Origin of the sequence: Pseudomonas sp. BYT-1 (assembly GCF_023611805.1) — a bacterium.
GTDB classification, from domain to species: domain Bacteria; phylum Pseudomonadota; class Gammaproteobacteria; order Pseudomonadales; family Pseudomonadaceae; genus Aquipseudomonas; species Aquipseudomonas guariconensis.
This window is the reverse complement of record NZ_CP072559.1, coordinates 4,169,998-4,185,210: the sequence shown is the minus strand read 5'-3', so window position 1 is coordinate 4,185,210 and position 15,213 is coordinate 4,169,998. Positions and strand designations below refer to the sequence as shown.

Annotated in this window: 21 protein-coding genes; 5 read left to right on the top strand and 16 right to left on the bottom strand. The window is 59.7% G+C overall.

What is annotated here, in order from left to right; genetic code table 11:
- Window positions 1-42: 42 nt before the first annotated feature.
- From J5X93_RS19610 to J5X93_RS19595, 4 genes are all read left to right on the top strand, one after another.
- Window positions 43-807 carry a hypothetical protein gene (locus tag J5X93_RS19610; protein WP_197853331.1) on the top strand — a complete coding sequence of 255 codons (765 nt, stop codon included), beginning with the start codon at window positions 43-45 and terminating at the stop codon, window positions 805-807.
- A gap of 463 nt (window positions 808-1,270) precedes the next feature.
- Window positions 1,271-1,681, top strand: a complete 411-nt coding sequence (locus tag J5X93_RS19605; RefSeq protein WP_043206616.1) for a hypothetical protein — start codon at window positions 1,271-1,273, stop codon at window positions 1,679-1,681.
- A gap of 103 nt (window positions 1,682-1,784) precedes the next feature.
- Window positions 1,785-2,117 carry a YnfA family protein gene (locus J5X93_RS19600; protein ID WP_090344022.1) on the top strand — a complete coding sequence of 111 codons (333 nt, stop codon included), beginning with the start codon at window positions 1,785-1,787 and terminating at the stop codon, window positions 2,115-2,117.
- Between the two features lie 125 nt (window positions 2,118-2,242).
- The gene (locus J5X93_RS19595) at window positions 2,243-2,446 is read left to right on the top strand and encodes a carbon storage regulator (protein WP_043206614.1); all 204 of its coding nucleotides are present in this window, start codon (window positions 2,243-2,245) and stop codon (window positions 2,444-2,446) included.
- Here J5X93_RS19595 and J5X93_RS19590 read toward each other — a convergent pair.
- The 16 genes from J5X93_RS19590 to J5X93_RS19515 form a co-directional block, all read right to left on the bottom strand.
- Window positions 2,435-2,662: a YheU family protein gene (locus J5X93_RS19590; RefSeq protein WP_043206612.1), complete on the bottom strand. Its 228-nt coding sequence runs from the start codon at window positions 2,660-2,662 to the stop codon at window positions 2,435-2,437. The two genes, J5X93_RS19595 and J5X93_RS19590, sit on opposite strands and share 12 nt — an antisense overlap.
- A gap of 87 nt (window positions 2,663-2,749) precedes the next feature.
- Window positions 2,750-3,934, bottom strand: a complete 1,185-nt coding sequence (locus tag J5X93_RS19585) for an osmoprotectant NAGGN system M42 family peptidase (protein ID WP_043206611.1) — start codon at window positions 3,932-3,934, stop codon at window positions 2,750-2,752.
- A 98-nt stretch (window positions 3,935-4,032) separates the two neighbouring features.
- The gene (ngg, locus tag J5X93_RS19580) at window positions 4,033-5,775 is read right to left on the bottom strand and encodes an N-acetylglutaminylglutamine synthetase (protein WP_043206610.1); all 1,743 of its coding nucleotides are present in this window, start codon (window positions 5,773-5,775) and stop codon (window positions 4,033-4,035) included.
- A gap of 3 nt (window positions 5,776-5,778) precedes the next feature.
- On the bottom strand, window positions 5,779-7,566 hold the full coding sequence (locus J5X93_RS19575; protein WP_102082658.1) for an N-acetylglutaminylglutamine amidotransferase: 1,788 nt from the start codon (window positions 7,564-7,566) through the stop codon (window positions 5,779-5,781).
- A gap of 36 nt (window positions 7,567-7,602) precedes the next feature.
- The gene (locus J5X93_RS19570; RefSeq protein ID WP_250033933.1) at window positions 7,603-8,793 is read right to left on the bottom strand and encodes a site-specific integrase; all 1,191 of its coding nucleotides are present in this window, start codon (window positions 8,791-8,793) and stop codon (window positions 7,603-7,605) included.
- 187 nt (window positions 8,794-8,980) lie between these two features.
- A complete protein-coding gene (locus tag J5X93_RS19565) occupies window positions 8,981-9,757 on the bottom strand; it encodes a metallophosphoesterase (RefSeq protein ID WP_250033930.1) in 777 nt (258 codons plus the stop codon).
- Entirely contained in the window at window positions 9,754-9,957 is a 204-nt protein-coding gene (locus J5X93_RS19560) for a hypothetical protein (protein ID WP_250033927.1), read from the bottom strand. Before J5X93_RS19560 ends, J5X93_RS19565 begins: the two co-directional genes overlap by 4 nt.
- A complete protein-coding gene (locus tag J5X93_RS19555; protein ID WP_250033926.1) occupies window positions 9,954-10,688 on the bottom strand; it encodes an Lcl C-terminal domain-containing protein in 735 nt (244 codons plus the stop codon). The genes J5X93_RS19560 and J5X93_RS19555 overlap by 4 nt, the downstream gene beginning before the upstream one ends.
- Entirely contained in the window at window positions 10,685-10,999 is a 315-nt protein-coding gene (locus J5X93_RS19550) for a hypothetical protein (protein ID WP_250033925.1), read from the bottom strand. The genes J5X93_RS19555 and J5X93_RS19550 overlap by 4 nt, the downstream gene beginning before the upstream one ends.
- Window positions 10,983-11,174 carry a hypothetical protein gene (locus tag J5X93_RS19545; RefSeq protein WP_196167496.1) on the bottom strand — a complete coding sequence of 64 codons (192 nt, stop codon included), beginning with the start codon at window positions 11,172-11,174 and terminating at the stop codon, window positions 10,983-10,985. Before J5X93_RS19545 ends, J5X93_RS19550 begins: the two co-directional genes overlap by 17 nt.
- On the bottom strand, window positions 11,171-11,554 hold the full coding sequence (locus J5X93_RS19540; protein WP_250033924.1) for a hypothetical protein: 384 nt from the start codon (window positions 11,552-11,554) through the stop codon (window positions 11,171-11,173). The genes J5X93_RS19545 and J5X93_RS19540 overlap by 4 nt, the downstream gene beginning before the upstream one ends.
- Entirely contained in the window at window positions 11,541-11,768 is a 228-nt protein-coding gene (locus J5X93_RS19535; protein ID WP_182817779.1) for an Arc family DNA-binding protein, read from the bottom strand. Before J5X93_RS19535 ends, J5X93_RS19540 begins: the two co-directional genes overlap by 14 nt.
- Before the next feature lie 84 nt (window positions 11,769-11,852).
- Window positions 11,853-12,332 carry a hypothetical protein gene (locus J5X93_RS19530; RefSeq protein WP_250033923.1) on the bottom strand — a complete coding sequence of 160 codons (480 nt, stop codon included), beginning with the start codon at window positions 12,330-12,332 and terminating at the stop codon, window positions 11,853-11,855.
- Window positions 12,332-12,898 carry a hypothetical protein gene (locus J5X93_RS19525; protein WP_250033922.1) on the bottom strand — a complete coding sequence of 189 codons (567 nt, stop codon included), beginning with the start codon at window positions 12,896-12,898 and terminating at the stop codon, window positions 12,332-12,334. The genes J5X93_RS19530 and J5X93_RS19525 overlap by 1 nt, the downstream gene beginning before the upstream one ends.
- 591 nt (window positions 12,899-13,489) lie before the next feature.
- Entirely contained in the window at window positions 13,490-13,879 is a 390-nt protein-coding gene (locus tag J5X93_RS19520) for a response regulator transcription factor (protein WP_250033921.1), read from the bottom strand.
- Between the two features lie 157 nt (window positions 13,880-14,036).
- Complete coding sequence (locus J5X93_RS19515; RefSeq protein WP_250033920.1) at window positions 14,037-14,816, bottom strand: XRE family transcriptional regulator; 780 nt, start codon at window positions 14,814-14,816, stop codon at window positions 14,037-14,039.
- Window positions 14,817-14,902: 86 nt separating this feature from the next.
- On the opposite strand from J5X93_RS19515, the gene J5X93_RS19510 reads away from it, so the two are divergent.
- Complete coding sequence (locus J5X93_RS19510; protein ID WP_349666374.1) at window positions 14,903-15,208, top strand: transcriptional regulator; 306 nt, start codon at window positions 14,903-14,905, stop codon at window positions 15,206-15,208.
- Window positions 15,209-15,213 lie beyond the last annotated feature (5 nt).

The window sequence follows — 15,213 nt, the reverse complement described above, 5'->3', positions numbered from 1 at the left end:
GGGCACGTTTGATGCCTTTGCATAGTATTCTTGAGAGGTTGGATGAAAGTATCCCAGGTTATACGAAGACTGAATTGCCTTTCGGTTGCAGAGCCCAAGACGGCTTTCAGTTCAACGCGAGCATCCTTTACGCCTAGATTCTCTTTCGACGAAAAAGTGGAAAGTGATTTGGAGGCGTGGGGGGATATTTCGAAATATGGGCTGTGTCTGGTGCATGCTTTGGGCATTAGCTCTTTTGGGGGCGAGTTATTCCAAAGAAGAGCGCAGGATGTGTTGAGGGGGTGGGACGTAATTTCCACGTCCATGATTGCACGTAATCGTATCCGGCGACAGGCCCAAGCACACAATCTCCCAAACCGGATTCTTCGACAGATCGATAGCTGCAATTGTCTGTACGCCAACCTGGGGCTGATTTTAAAAGTACCTCCCCAAAATATATTAGGTACTCACGAGTATGATGTTTTCTTTCCGACTCATGCGCCGGCGGCACACTACGAATTTGCATCTCGAATACTGGCAAGGCGAACGGCAAAAGGAAAACTTTTCAATGAAGACCTGTTTACCAAGATTGAGTCACCTGCCGAGATCCTGAAGAAAACCATCACGCCAAGTGCCGTGTACAACGAGATATTGGTCGTTACCCGACCCAATGTCAGGGTGCACTTTTCGGCGACGGAAGAGGTTAGGGTGCAAGGCATTATTTACTCGCAGCATGGAAACGCTTTCATCCGAGACAAAAGGCGGGATCAGTTTATGCTAGACAGGTTGTGTCAGGTTAATCCGGATTTAGCTGTCGAATACATATGAGTCTGGTTGTCGGCCTCGATTTTCCTCGCCGCTGGTTGTTTTCATACACCGCCATACTCGATCTGTCAGTGTACATACCATTTGCGCAAAATCTTGCTAGTAGGCTCTTCGCATGGGATGTTTCAGATTTCGATCGCGCGCAGAGTCTCTCTCTGCGGGCTTGGCGAAGGCGGCATTCAAGCCACGGTCGTCGTGTTCATCGCCGTTGTATTCCTTCGACGAGCAGGTCGAGCGCGATTTACGTGAGTGGGGACGGCTTTCAGAATATGGCCTATGCCTGGTTCATACGCTCTGTTTGAATGGATTTCAGGCAGGCGCGCTGTCAGCGGGCAGGGCACAGGATGTCTTTAGATCCTGGGATGTGATTTCAACGTCTTTGGTCATACGCAGGCGTCTGTGGGCACACAGTATGATGCGCAGGAACCGTGCAGGCTTTGTGCAGATTTCGTCTCAGGTGACACCCATGTGTCATTCGGTGGGTTTTATATTGGATGTGCCGCCTGAAAATATCCTCGGCACGTTCTCGCGGGATGTACTTTTTCCTACCCATGCATCAGCCGATGGATACGAGTTTTCCGATGCAGTGCTTAATGGGTTCGAACAAAACATGATGTGGGCGGGTGGCTTCAGACACATCGAGCCGCCGTTCGAGATATTGCACCATACCCGAGGTCACGGTGTTTTTTCGGATTATAACGAAATCCTTGTGGTGACCCGACCGTGCGCCAAAATACATTTTACGATGACGAAAGAAGTTGGCGTCACCGGGATCTTGTATTCCCCAGACAATAGAGGCGCTGATGCCACTGATGACATCAGACTATTACATGCAATGCTTGCATTGAATCCTGAATTACAAATCGAGCTGGCCTGAGAACTTCTGCGGTTGCGATGGAACGGTAACCCCTGAGAGCCCTCCATGCTTTGCTTCCGCCTCCGTTATGCTATGCGTCGTTCAAATGGGCTGGATGACCGGTGTGATCAATTACCTATGGTTTTTCTTGGCGGCGCTGTTCGAGATTGGCGGCTGCTATGCATTTTATCTCTGGCTGCGCCTGGGCAAGAGCGCTTGGTGGGTAGCGCCTGCGCTGGCCAGCCTGACGGTGTTCGGGCTGATTCTCACCCGTGTCGAAGCGGCGTATGCCGGCCGTGCCTATGCCGCCTATGGCGGTATCTATATCGTTGCCTCATTGCTATGGCTGGCGCTGGTGGAGCGGGCTCGGCCGATGGCCAGCGACTGGCTAGGGGCACTGCTCTGCGTGGCCGGTGCAACCCTCATTGTGTTCGGGCCGCGGTTGCAGCAAGGGTGATGCAGACAAGGCTGTAGGTGGAATCGCGTGTTTGTGTGGGATGCGTCTATTTCACCTGCGTAACGTTGTGCGGTTGAAGGCGCCACAGGCAGTCTCTGGTTTTCCGTTGGATTGGAGGGTCAGACATGTTGGTGATAGGGCGTCAGGTGGGGCAGGCGATCAAGATCCGGGACGACATCACGATTCGGGTGTTGTCCGTGCAAGGGAGTGAACAGGTGCGTCTGGGCATCAAGGCACCTGCTGATATCACGGTAAACCGGGAAGAGATCAGCGACAGCGTCAAACAAGCCCTGGCGCAGCGGCGCCAGGGCAAGCAGTCAGTCGAATAGCTCCCTGGGCACTTCGTGCTTGGCCAGCAATTGGCATTGCTGACTTTCAAGATCGAACAAAATGAACGCCTGACCTTTGGCCAGTGCCTGGCGGACCCGCAGTACGCGGGTTTCCAAGGGCGTGTCGTCGCCGTTATCGGTGCCGTCGCGGGTTACGAAGTCCTCGATCAAACGGGTGAGGGTTTCGGCTTCGAGTTGGTCGTAGGGGATCAGCATGGTCACAAAGTCTTGGCTGGGATGGGGGCATGCTACGCCAATCGCGCAGGGCTTGCCTCAGGTGCTGTGCCTCCTCGCGCCAAGCGCTCAAGGCTTGTTGCCAACCAGGCTGTCCACCGCCGGCACCCTTGTCTCGCTTTCCATCTGGGCATCATGCTCCAGCTGATGGCTGAAGCGCTCGAGCGATGCATTTGCAGGGTGCGAATCGCTGGCGAATACCGGTGGACTGAGCAGATAAGCCGCCAACAAGCGGCTCAGGGCAGCCAGGCTATCGATGTGGGTCCGCTCATACCCGTGGGTGGCATCGCAACCAAACGCCACCAGCGCGGTGCGGATATCGTGGCCGGCCGTGACGGCCGAATGGGCATCGCTGAAGTAATAGCGGAAGAGGTCACGACGCACCGGTAGGTCGTGGTCGCCAGCCAGTTTCAGAAGGTGCCGTGAGAGGTGGTAATCATAAGGGCCTGAGGAGTCCTGCATGGCCACGCTCACGGCATGTTCGCTTGAGGCCTGCCCGGGTGCCACCGGAGCGATGTCGATGCCGACGAACTCGCTCACGTCCCAAGGCAGCGCTGCCGCGGCACCAGAGCCTGTTTCTTCGGTGATGGTGAACAGCGGGTGGCAGTCGATCAACGGTTGCTGGCCGCACTCCACCACGGCCTTGAGTGCTGCCAGCAGTGCTGCCACGCCAGCCTTGTCGTCCAGGTGACGCGCGCTGATATGACCGCTTTCAGTGAACTCCGGTAGCGGATCGAAGGCGACGAAGTCGCCGATGGCTATCCCCAGTGCCTCGCAGTCGGCGCGGGTAGCGCAGTAAGCGTCCAGACGCACTTCCACATGCTCCCAACTGATCGGCATCTGATCGATGGCCGTGTTGAAGGCATGCCCGCTCGCCATCAGCGGCAGCACACTGCCGCGGTACACGCCTGTATCGGTGAACACGCTGACGCGACTGCCTTCGGCGAATCGACTGGACCAGCAGCCCACCGGGGCCAGGGCCAGACGGCCGTTATCGAGCAGTTGGCGCACGCTGGCGCCGATGGTGTCCAGATGCGCCGAGACGGCGCGGTCGGGCGTGTTCTGACGGCCTTTTAGCGTCGCGCGGATGGTGCCGCGGCGGGTCAGTTCGAAGGGGATGCCCAATTCGTCCAGGCGTTCGGCCACGTAGCGTACGATGGTGTCGGTAAAACCGGTGGGGCTAGGAATGGCGAGCATTTCCAACAGCACGCGTTTGAGGTACTCGAGATCGGGTTCGGGGTGTCCGTTAGACATCAGGTACTCCTTGGGTTAACGCTGTTCTCTCGCGGGTAAGCCCGCTCCCACAGAGCTGCGCCGAGCCCAATGGGAGCCGGTTTACCTTGTGCACGGTTTCATGTCGGTGCTTGGCTGTGGGGAAAGAGCAGGTCGACGAAGCGCTCGGCGGTCGGTTGCGGTTCGTGGTTGGCCAGGCCCACCCGCTCGTTGGCTTCGATGATCACGTAGTCCGGCTGCTCGGCATCGCGCACCATCAGGTCCAGGCCCACCACAGGAATGTCCAGGGCGCGCGCGGCGCGCACGGCGGCGTCTGCCAGCACCGGATGCAGGCGCTCGGTGACGTCTTCGAGCGTGCCGCCGGTGTGCAGGTTGGCGGTGCGGCGCACGGCAAGGCGTTGTCCAGCCGGCAACACGCTGTCGTAGTCCAGGCCCGACGCACGCAAGGTGCGTTCGGTCTCCTCATCGAGCGGGATACGGCTTTCGCCTCCGGTGGCAGCCTGGCGCCGTCTGCTTTGGGCTTCGATCAAGGCCTGAATGCTGTGTTTGCCGTCTCCAATCACCTGGGCCGGGTGACGGATCGCTGCCGCCACCACTTCGAAGCCGATCACCACGATGCGCAGGTCCAGACCAGGGTGATAGCTTTCGAGCAGTACCCGGCTGTCGAAGCGTTGAGCCTGCTCGACGGCCTGGTTGATCTCCTCCAGAGTGCCCAGGTTGACTGCGACACCTTGGCCTTGTTCGCCATCCACCGGCTTGACCACCACCGCGCCGTGCTCTTCGAGAAAAGCCAGGTTGTCATCGGCATTACCGGCCAACTGTTGAACCGGCACGCGCAGACCGGCGGCGTCCAGAACGTGCTGGGTGAGACGTTTGTCCTGGCACAAGGTCATGCTCACGGCACTGGTCAGATCGCTCAAGGATTCGCGGCAACGGACACGGCGCCCGCCCAGGCTCAGGGTGAACAGGCCTGCGCTGGCGTCGTCGACTTGCACGTCAATGCCGCGCCGGTAGGCCTCGTCGACGATCAGACGGGCGTAGGGGTTGAGCGAAGCCTCTGGGCCAGGGCCGAGGAACAGTGGCTGGTTGATGCCGTTCTTGCGCTTGACTGCAAAGGTCGGGAGGTTGCGAAAGCCCAGCTTCTTGTACAGGCGCTTGGCTTGGCGGTTGTCGTGCAACACCGACAGGTCCAGGTAGGCCAGGCCGCGGCTCATGAAGTGCTCGACCAAATGACGCACCAGGACTTCGCCTACGCCTGGGCGGGTGCATTGCGGGTCGACGGCCAGGCACCACAGGCTGCTGCCGTGTTCAGGGTCATCGAAGGCCTTGCTGTGGTTCAGCCCCATGACGCTGCCGATCACAGCGCCCGTGTCCTCGTCCTCGGCCAGCCAGTACACCGGCCCGCCCAGGTGATGGGGGGTGAGCAGCTCTGGGTTGACCGGCAGCATGCCGCGTCCTTGGTAAAGGGCGTTGATGGCATGCCAGTCAGCGTCGGCCTGGGCCCGGCGGATGCGAAATCCGCGGAACACGCGTTGCGCAGGGCGGTAGTCGGTGAACCACAGGCGCAGGGTGTCCGAAGGATCGAGGAACAACTGTTGCGGGGCCTGGGCCAGCACTTGTTGGGGAGCGGCCACATACAGAGCGATGTCTCGCTCGCCGGGGCGCTCGTCGAGCAATGCCTCGGCGAGCACGGCCGGGTCCGGGTAGGTGTGGCCGATCAGCAGCCGGCCCCAGCCGCAATGTACCGCACGGGGTTGGCCGTGGGGTTCGCTGCCGTCACCGGCCAATTGCGCCTGCAGGCGCTCGTAGGAGGGGGCTTGTCCGCGGAGCAGGCGCTGGCCATAGGCTGTTTGCGCTTTCATCGGTCAGATTCCTTGTTCGCTGAGCCAGAGGTTCAGGGCGGCCAACTGCCAAAGCTTGGAGCCTCGCAGCGGCGTCAGTTGACCCTGAGGATTGCTCAGCAGGCGATCGAGCATGGCCGGTTTGAACAGACCTCGGTCTTGGCTTGGGTCGGTCAGCAGTTCACGAACCCAGTCCAGCGTGGCGCCTTGCAGGTGCTTCAGACCCGGCACCGGGAAGTAGCCCTTCTTGCGGTCGATCACCTCATGTGGGATTACCCGTCTCGCCGCGGCCTTGAGCACGTGTTTGCCACCGTCGGGCAGTTTGAATCGGGCCGGGATGCGCGCCGACAGTTCCGCCAGTCGGTAATCGAGAAACGGTGTGCGGGCTTCCAGGCCCCAGGCCATGGTCATGTTGTCGACGCGTTTGACCGGGTCGTCGACCAGCATCACGGTGCTGTCCAGGCGCAGGGCCTTGTCCACAGCCTCGCTGGCGCCAGGGCGGGCGAAGTGTTCGCGAACGAACTCGCCGGCCGCGTCGCTTTCCAGCAGCCACGGGGCCTGGACCGTGTCGCGATACTCGGCATGGTCGCGGTCGAAGAACGCGGTGCGATAGGCCTCATACGCATCGTCGGCGCCGTCCACCTGCGGGTACCAATGGTAGCCGGCGAACAATTCGTCGGCGCCTTGGCCGCTCTGCACCCCCTTGCAGTGCTTGGCCACTTCCCGCGAGAGCAGGTAGAAGGCGATGCAGTCATGGCTGACCATCGGCTCGCTCATGGCGCGGAACGCCGCCGGCAGCTGTTCGAGGATCTCGCGCTCGTCGATACGCAATTGATGGTGGCGCGTGCCATAGTGGCGGGCGATCAGGTCCGAATACTGGAACTCGTCCCCGCGCTCGCCGCCGGCATCTTCGAAACCGATGGAGAAGGTCGACAGATCGTCCACCCCTACTTCGCGCAGCAGGCCGACCAACAGGCTGGAATCGACGCCGCCGGAGAGCAGCACGCCGACGTCCACCGCCGCCCGTTGGCGGATGGCTACGGCGTCGCGGGTGGCGTCGAGCACGCGTGTGGTCCAGTCTTCCAGGTCCAGGTGCTGTTCATCCGGACGCGGACCGTAGTGCAACTGCCACCAAGTCTCACGCTGCACCTCGCCGTGGCGGTCGATGCGCATCCAGGTCCCGGGTTCGAGCTTCTGCACGTTGGCCAGCAGGGTACGAGGCGCGGGCACTACGGCGTGGAAATTCAGATAGTGGTTGAGCGCCACCGGGTCGATCACCGGATCGATATCGCCGCCCTTGAGCAGCGCCGGGAGTGTGGAGGCGAAGCGCAGACGCTCACCGTTGCGCGACAGGTACAACGGTTTGACGCCGAGACGGTCGCGGGCCAGGAATAGGCGCTGGGCGTCGCGTTCCCAGATGGCCAGGGCGAACATGCCGTTGAGCTTGGGCAGCAAGGCTGCGCCCCAGGCGTGATAGCCCTTGAGCAACACTTCGGTGTCGCCGTCGGAGAAGAAGCGGTAGCCCAGGGCTTTGAGCTCTTCGCGCAGTTCGGGATAGTTGTAGATGGCGCCATTGAAGACCATCGACAGGCCCAAAGTGTTGTCGACCATGGGCTGAGCCGAGGCGTCGGACAGGTCCATGATTTTCAGACGCCGGTGGCCGAGGGCGATCGGGCCCTGGCTGTGGAAGCCCCAGGCGTCGGGGCCGCGAGGCGCCAGGTGATGGGTGATGCGCTCTACCGCGGCGAGGTCCGCCGGGCGAGGGGCTTGGTCGATGGGGGTGAAACGTAACTCTCCTGCTAATCCGCACATGTAACGTAAACCCTTTGAGTTTCGGCACTCTTGGCGTTACTGGCTTTTAGCTCGTACCATTTTTGTACCACTTTCCAACGATTTCAGCTTATCAAGCTCAGCCCAGTCGTTCGGGGAGTTGATCCACTTCGCGTATGTCGAAAGCAGCACCTGCACGCTATGCCCGAGTTGCGCGGCGATGAATGCCGGGTTCATGCCGGCCATCAGGCACATGGTCGCGTACGTGTGGCGCGTGTCGTACATCCTGCGGCGCCTGATACCAAGCTTCCGCAGAGCTGCCAGCCAGTAACGTTTTTGACTCGTCTCGGAGCGGATGAACATCTCCGAACGGTCACCCGTCCCACTGGGTGCGAACACGTAATCTGAACGCGCCTCGGTGAGCGGCCTGGCTTTTTCGAGCGCATGCAGGGCGCGATCGTTCAATAAAACTTTCCGGCCGCGCTTCGTTTTGGTGCGATCCTGGATCACTCCACGGATCTGAATGCGGCAAACGTTGGCAGTCTTTCCACGCCTGTCGATCTCGCTCCAGCGCAGAGCCATCACCTCGCCCGGCCGCATGCCGGTGTAGAAACAGAACTCGAAATAGGCGGCGTAAATTGCCGTCATGCCGCTCGTCGTTTCGTAAATATGAGCAATGATCGAATCCGCTTCCTCTTTGGTGAAAGGGTCGACCTCACGCTTCGGCACTTTGGCGCCTGGGATAGACAGGGCCGGATTTCGAACAATCAACTCGTCCGTCACCGCCTGCTGGAAGATCGACGCCAGTAGGCCGACCACGCCCTTGCGGCGTACCGGGGAAGTCCACTTGATATCGTTCATGATCTTGCGCAGGAGCACTGACGTGATGGTGTCGATCGGCTTCTCGGCCAGGTAAGGAACCCAATACACCTGCAGAGCAGAGCGGTAGTTCTTCCGAGTACCCTCCACGATTTGCAAGCTGTTGAGCCAGTCCTGCGCGTAATCGAAGAAGATCGGCGTAGTTTGCTCATGCACCACCACGCTGCGGGTATTGGGGAAAAGCTCGGCATACTTTTCTGCGGTCAGGGCGCCGAGCTTGTCCAGCCCCTTTACTTGAGCACGTAGACTCGCTGCTGCTGCGATCCCTTTCGGGGTCTGAGGGAGGGGGAGCGTCTCGCAGCACCGCTTCTTGTTCCAGGTGAAGCGAATTCGGATTGAGCGCCCGACAAGCTCGACTCCGGCCGGCAGGTCCACAGGCTTTCGATCCATTCGTCATATCTCCTTTTGCTGTACATGATCCTGCCGTTTATCTTCATCCACACCCAGTTGGGGATGATGCCTTTCTCGCGCTTGCGTTGCAGCGCCTTCGCTGTACACCCCACCAACTCGCCCATCCGCTTCTCGGTGACCTTGTCGTGCACATGGTCGTCGGGCAGATTCTCTGCTGCTGCCATCGCTATTCCTCCTGACGCGTCAGGTTTTGGTTGTCACGCTGATCTGTCACATCATCCCAGTCCCAGCTCAGCTTCGAATCAATCGGCGGGTGCGCCTGCAGGGTGTGCAGGTCCAGCAGCGTGAAGTGCCCGTCCATCCAGCCGGCGGTGTCGATGTGGTAGACGTTGCCAAGCACTGCCGGGCGCCGAACTGGGGTGTGGCCAACCACCACTGCGCGCACGCCGTCGACGCCGGAGCAGTCCTCGGCAGTAATGCGCCTGCGCGACCACTGCGCCATTGCTGAAACGTGCTCGGCCTCTGCCTGTGAGCCGTCCTTTGCCGCCCAGGTGAACTCGCCCCATAAGTGGTAAGGGCAGTCGGCGTGCACGATGCCGATCAGACCCTGCGGCGTCTCTACCTCGATTATCAGCGGCAGGTCGGCCAGCAGTTCGACGTAACACGCCTGCTCAACGGACGATCTCGCGTACAGCCAGGCGCCACCGTTGGCCAGGTGCACGTCACCGATGCGGCTTGACGGATCGAATCGGTACGCCTCGATCGCCATCTGCTCATGGTTGCCGCGCACGGCATGGAACCATGGCTTGGCCAACCAGGCGTCTACCTGGTCCGACTCCGGGCCACGGTCGACCAAGTCGCCTACTGAGAACAGCCGGTCGGCGGCAGGGTTGAACCCGACCAGATCCAGAGCGCGCTGCAGTCGTGTGAAGTGGCCGTGAATGTCGCCCACCGCGAAGTCGCGTCCAGCGGTATTGGCCTGGAAATGCTGGAGAGTCGTCATTCGTCGTCCTCCTCAGCCAGAAAGGCTTTCCCCTCACGCCCGTTGTGAGCGGCTGCCAAGAGAGTGCATCGGTGGCATCGCCCGTGCCCTTGGTGGTCATCAGGGCCGCAGGCTGCGTTGTACAGGTTGTCGTCGTCACAGCTGGTGCGCTCATGCTCTGGAGCAATGGCGTCGACGTAGGCGCTGGCGTACTTGCTCATGGATGACCTCCCGCCAGCGCTGCCAGCTCAGCCGCCAGCGCATCAGTGCGCCCGTAGAACTTGCCGGCGTCCTCGTTCACGAAGCGTTCGAGTACGGTGCTCACGGCCTGCTGGTTGGCCAGCCCCCGCAAATCGGCGGTGGGCATGGCCGCGTCGGTCGATGGAGCATGCGTGAAGGCCTCCTGACTGATTAGCAACGTGCGCACCGGGCGGATGCCCTTGCTCTTGCTGGCCCAGTTGGTGTCAGGCACGCACCAGGGCAGCATGTGCAGGCACCAGGAACTACCGGCGGTGGGCTTCTGCGTGCTGGACCAATACTCACGCAGCGCGAAGGCCTGCGCAGGCCCACCAGCACCGTCCACTGGCCAGTGCTTGCCCCAGTCCGGTAGCTGCAAGAGGTTCACCCTCATCACCTGCAGTTGCTCGATGCTGGGCAGGTGCCAGCCACGATGGCCACGAATGGTCATGCCCAGCACCTTCTTGGCGATCGTGCTTCCCGCTTCGGCCATGGCCAGTGTGTTTGCCAGCCCGTCGTGGTAAGACTTCGCCCCGCGGACGTTCAAGCGCGGGCCTGGAAGGTCCCACCACTGAGCCAGAACTTCAAACTCACGCCCAGCGTCGATGATCGCGTGCTCGGCACCATCGAAGAAAAGACGTCCGGCGTAGAAGCCACCGGCCAGCGGCTGGCCAACGGCGGGCAGGGCGGCCGGGTTGATCGCGCGACGTTTCATTGTGAGCACTCCTTCAGCTCCTTGATCACCGACTCGATCCCGGCTGCGTAGCTGCCAGGTCGATCGACAGCTGCGCCTGCCAGGCGATCGACAACTACGGCAACCGGTGAGGCGCGGAGCGACGTGACCATATCGATTGCCCAGCTGCGCCCCTCCAGAAACATGAAGCGGTTGATGGGGCCGGTCACTACCACTTCGCTGCGGGTCGGACTGACTTCGGCCTTCACAGGCGCTTTGGGGGCAGCCCGAGACTGCACCGAATTCAGGCGGCCGCGAGCACGCCGGAGCGCCATTTCAGCGAGGATTCCCATGACCCATCCCCTCCATGTCGGCTACAGCACGCAGACGCAGCGTGATACCGCACTCACGAGCCAGCTGGTTGAGCCGGCCCACGCTGGTGGTGCTGTCTTGCAGGGCCTTGCCGAAACGCACCAGGCGTTCGCCCAGGTCCTCGAACTCGTTGCGGGCTGGCTTGGCCTGAGTCATGGCTCCTGCTCCTGCACGTCCTGCTGTTGCAAGGCTGCCAGTCGCAGGGCGGTATCGATCTCCTGATCCAGCTCTTCGGCGGAGATCCAGTTGTCGCCGCGCACCACCAGCAGGTCCTCGCCGGGATCTTCAATGCGCTCACGGTCACGCAGCCAGCGGTACCGGCGCGCATCGGCAGCCATACGGACGTGCTCGTCGACCTGGAACTCTTCGCGCTCGAGCGCAGGTGTGACAAGGTCGCCTTGGCTTGCGCCGGCGATCACAGCCAGGCCACGACCGATCGAGACGTGGGCGCCGAGCAGGGCGAACGGCAGCACCTGCTCCAGGGTTAAGCCCTCCGGTGCGCGCAATACCAAGCTGATGCGATCAGGCAGCGTCATGGGTCACCCCCTGCGCTTCTGCTGCCTTGGTGAGCGCATCAATGATCGCGTTGGCGCGGGTGCGGCCTTCCAGTTCGTTCCGGATTGCCGTGATGATCAGCGAGTTCATCGATCGATCATCCGCGCTGGCGGCAGCGGCCACCTGGTCGCGCATGCCGTCAGGGAGGCGAACGACGAATTTGTCAGCGGTGCGGCTATCGTATTCAAAGGCCATGGTGTGGCTCCTTATTAAGGGCGAGCGAATACCCGCCGAGTAACTTGGCTTTCGATGAAAGTTGCGGGTGTTACTGGGCGGAAGTTATGCCTTGAACAGGCTGAACACTTCGCGCTTTCCTTTGCCGACCATTCCGGCAATTGCAGACACTTTCAACTGAGCATCTGTGTGACGCTTGATTTGATCAGCATCAAGTTCGCCAAGGCGGGTATGCTTCATTACCTTTTCGCACTTGCTGAACTCCCGACGAACTCCCTGCATTGCATTGTCGACAGCGATGAATGCTTGGTCGCTCGGCGGAACAATCCGATAACCCTTGCCGCGCACGCTGACAATGTAGATTTGATGCTGAGTCAGCAGGGCCTCTTTGAACTGCTCAACGCGGTCCAGGATCACGAATTGGCAGTTGACCATTTCCTTCGCGGTCTTCGGCTTTGGCAGGTTCAGCGCCCACTCCAGCCAGGCGTGGCTGATGAGCTGGCCATCCTCGAACTTGTCAGCCAGGAACTGCTCGACAGCCTTGTCCAGGCTCCAGCTGTTCGGCTTGAGCGGGACTACAGACATCACAGCACCTCCACGGCGAAGCGGCCGAATTTCGGGCGGTAGTCGCCGACACCGCAGTACTGGCCAGCGTCCTCCAGGCACTTCAACACCTGGTCACGGTCGATGGATTCCTGATCGTAGGCGATCTCGCAGGCCACGGCCCAAGAGCGGAAGAGGGGGCGATATCGCGTGATCCGCGCAGTGCCGACCTTGACCGAGCGAGCATCATAGAACTGCTCATCCCACAGGCCTTCGACGGTGCGCGGGCCTTCATAGATGATCGGGCAGCGGGTATCCATGATCTCGACGGAGCGCTTGAGCTGAGTGCCCATTTTCGAAAGTTTGCCGCCTGCAACCAGCGCGGATTCAATGTTGATCCCTGGCAAGTACGGGCCGATATCCTCGGAGAAGTACAAGCCACCACGCCACTCGCTACGGGCGATAAGTTCGTGATCCTCGTCGGTTTTTTTGCGCTTCGAAGTAAGCTGCTTATGCGCTTTGGTCAACTTGTTCAAAGGGTCAGCGAACACGTCACTATGAACCAAAAGCGGACGGGTGCCAGTGAGCTTAACTTTCAAAGTTTGCATGGAGTTCTCCAATAGATAGCTGCGTGTGCCTTTTCGCCAATTGCGATGCACGGTGCTTTGCGTGTTGGAACTTCAAAACAACCTCGCGAGAAGTTGCTTTGAAGTTGCCACCAGAAACGCTGGTGACCTCGTGCGGATTACCACCCATGCCTCGCCTTGCCTGGCCTTACCCGACCTGACCCGGCCATGCCTCGCCTCAGATGCTTTCGCACCGCTCAACCGCCTCTGTGAAGCGGCTGAACGCTGAATCAGCCCTTGCCGCGCCTTGCCTTGCCACGGCGTACCTTGCATCGCCCAGCCATATGGTGTTTTCACACCGCACAACACACCCGCAGATGCGCTGTACGCTGGGAAACCAGCCCTTGCCATGGAGCGCCATGCCTAGCCAAACCGCGCCGAACAGAGCCTGGCCAAGTGATGACTATCGCCACCGGAAAGCTCACTTCAAAAATGAGCTGACCGCTGTAAACAGCCCTTGCCTTGCCAGGCCCAGGCATACCTGACCCAGCCCAGCAATACCCAGCCGAACCTCATGATGCTTTCGCACCGGACAGGGTTCTCCGATCTGAAATCGGGAAACCCTCGCCGCTGCTACGCCAGCGCAACTGCTTCTTCAGCACGCTTCGCCGATGCCCGAAGCTCGACACGGCGCTCACCGCCATTGCCACAACGGCGGATGCGCATGGCTTGGTCTTCGCCGAGAACAGCATGGCCTAGGATTGCTGCACACATGAGTACGGAAAGCTTCCTTGCGATGCCTCGACAGAAAAGCTCTGTAGGAACTGCAGATCGACTACGGATGCCAAGCTTGAAAAAGACCCGCTCTACCGATTTCTTGATCGTTGAAGGAGAGCAGTCAAGCTCTCTGGCAATCTCTTTGTTGCCGAGGCCGCAGCAAATGCCGAGTGCCGCTTTGAGTTCCTGGGCGGCGAGAATACCTACACTGCCTTCCATTCCTCTGAAGCTGATCACGTCCTGCATTGTCGACCTCCTTGAGTAAGCTGATGCCAAGAAATATAAGCAGATTGATATTTCTCTGCAAGCGTTCTGCTTATATTTTTTAACAGCAGGTTGATTTTCTGATCAACGGGCACAAAAAAGCCCGGCGTACCGGGCTTAGGGAGGAGGCGGGAAGGGTCTAGAAGAAGGAAGCACCCCAGAAGACTCGTCCGATGATCTTGATCTTGAAACGATCAAGATCCTCTGGGCTGTAAGTTTCGTCTGGGTGCTCCGCAAGGTTGTAGCTTCTGACTCGCACTCCTCCGCCAGGGAGCCTGTAGAGAGTTTTCACGCGAATCTGGCCATCGTGATCGACGGCATACATTTTTCCGTCATTGATCACCGTGTCTTTCATGTTCACCAGGACCGAGCTGCCATCTTGAAGGACTGGGACCATGGAGTTTCCTTTTATGGCAACGGCGACGGCACCTTCAGGGCTGACAGTCTGGCGCCTAAAAACTTCGTAGTTGACCATAAGCGCAGCAGATACGCTCACTTCGATCGTGGTTTTCCCAGGCTTTTGGGGGTCATCCATTTCGATCAGATAAGGAATGCGGATGGCTGAAAGGGAGTCTGATGGACTTATTTCGCTAGCGTCCCGCAGCGCGGAGAGCCGCTCGCGAAGCTCCAGGTTTAGCCTTGCATCTTCCTCGTGCTCACCATTAAAAATCTCGTTTAACGAAGCTGTGCTTAGATACATTGGGTCTTCTGGCTGGAGCATCTCTCCTTCACCGGAGGCGAGCCAAACGCTGTTGACCGAGCACGCTTGTGCGATCTGCACCAGGTATGAAGACCTGAGAGTTTTGCCGGATTCGAGCTGACTGATTGCGGTTTGTGCGATGCCAACAAGCTCGGCCAGCTCGGCCTGTGTCAGGCGCGCTTTCTTGCGGGCCGCTTTGATTCGTTCAGATAGATTCATCCATTGATCCTAAAAGGCTGCTTCTGAGCTTGCAAAGAAGTGTGCTTCTGGCCATGATATAAATTGACTTATCAAGGGCCTGGGTTATGGCGCCGTCTATCAACATGCTGGTAAAGCATTTCGGTACGCAAGCGCGGACCGCCAAGGCTATGGGCGTTTCCCAAGCCACCATTTCGTACTGGCTAGCCGGGGCGGTGAAAATCTCGGCAGAGAAAGCGCTGCTTGCGGAGATCGTGACCGATGGCGCTGTAACTGCTGCTTCGCTGTGCCCGCTTGTGGCTCAGACAGAAGCTCGCCGCAAGGTAGACAAATCATCTACTGAAACTTCACCCAGTGCACCTGGGCCTGTTGGCTCTGTATGCCTATCCAGTAATGCGCGGAGCCAAACATGAAAGTC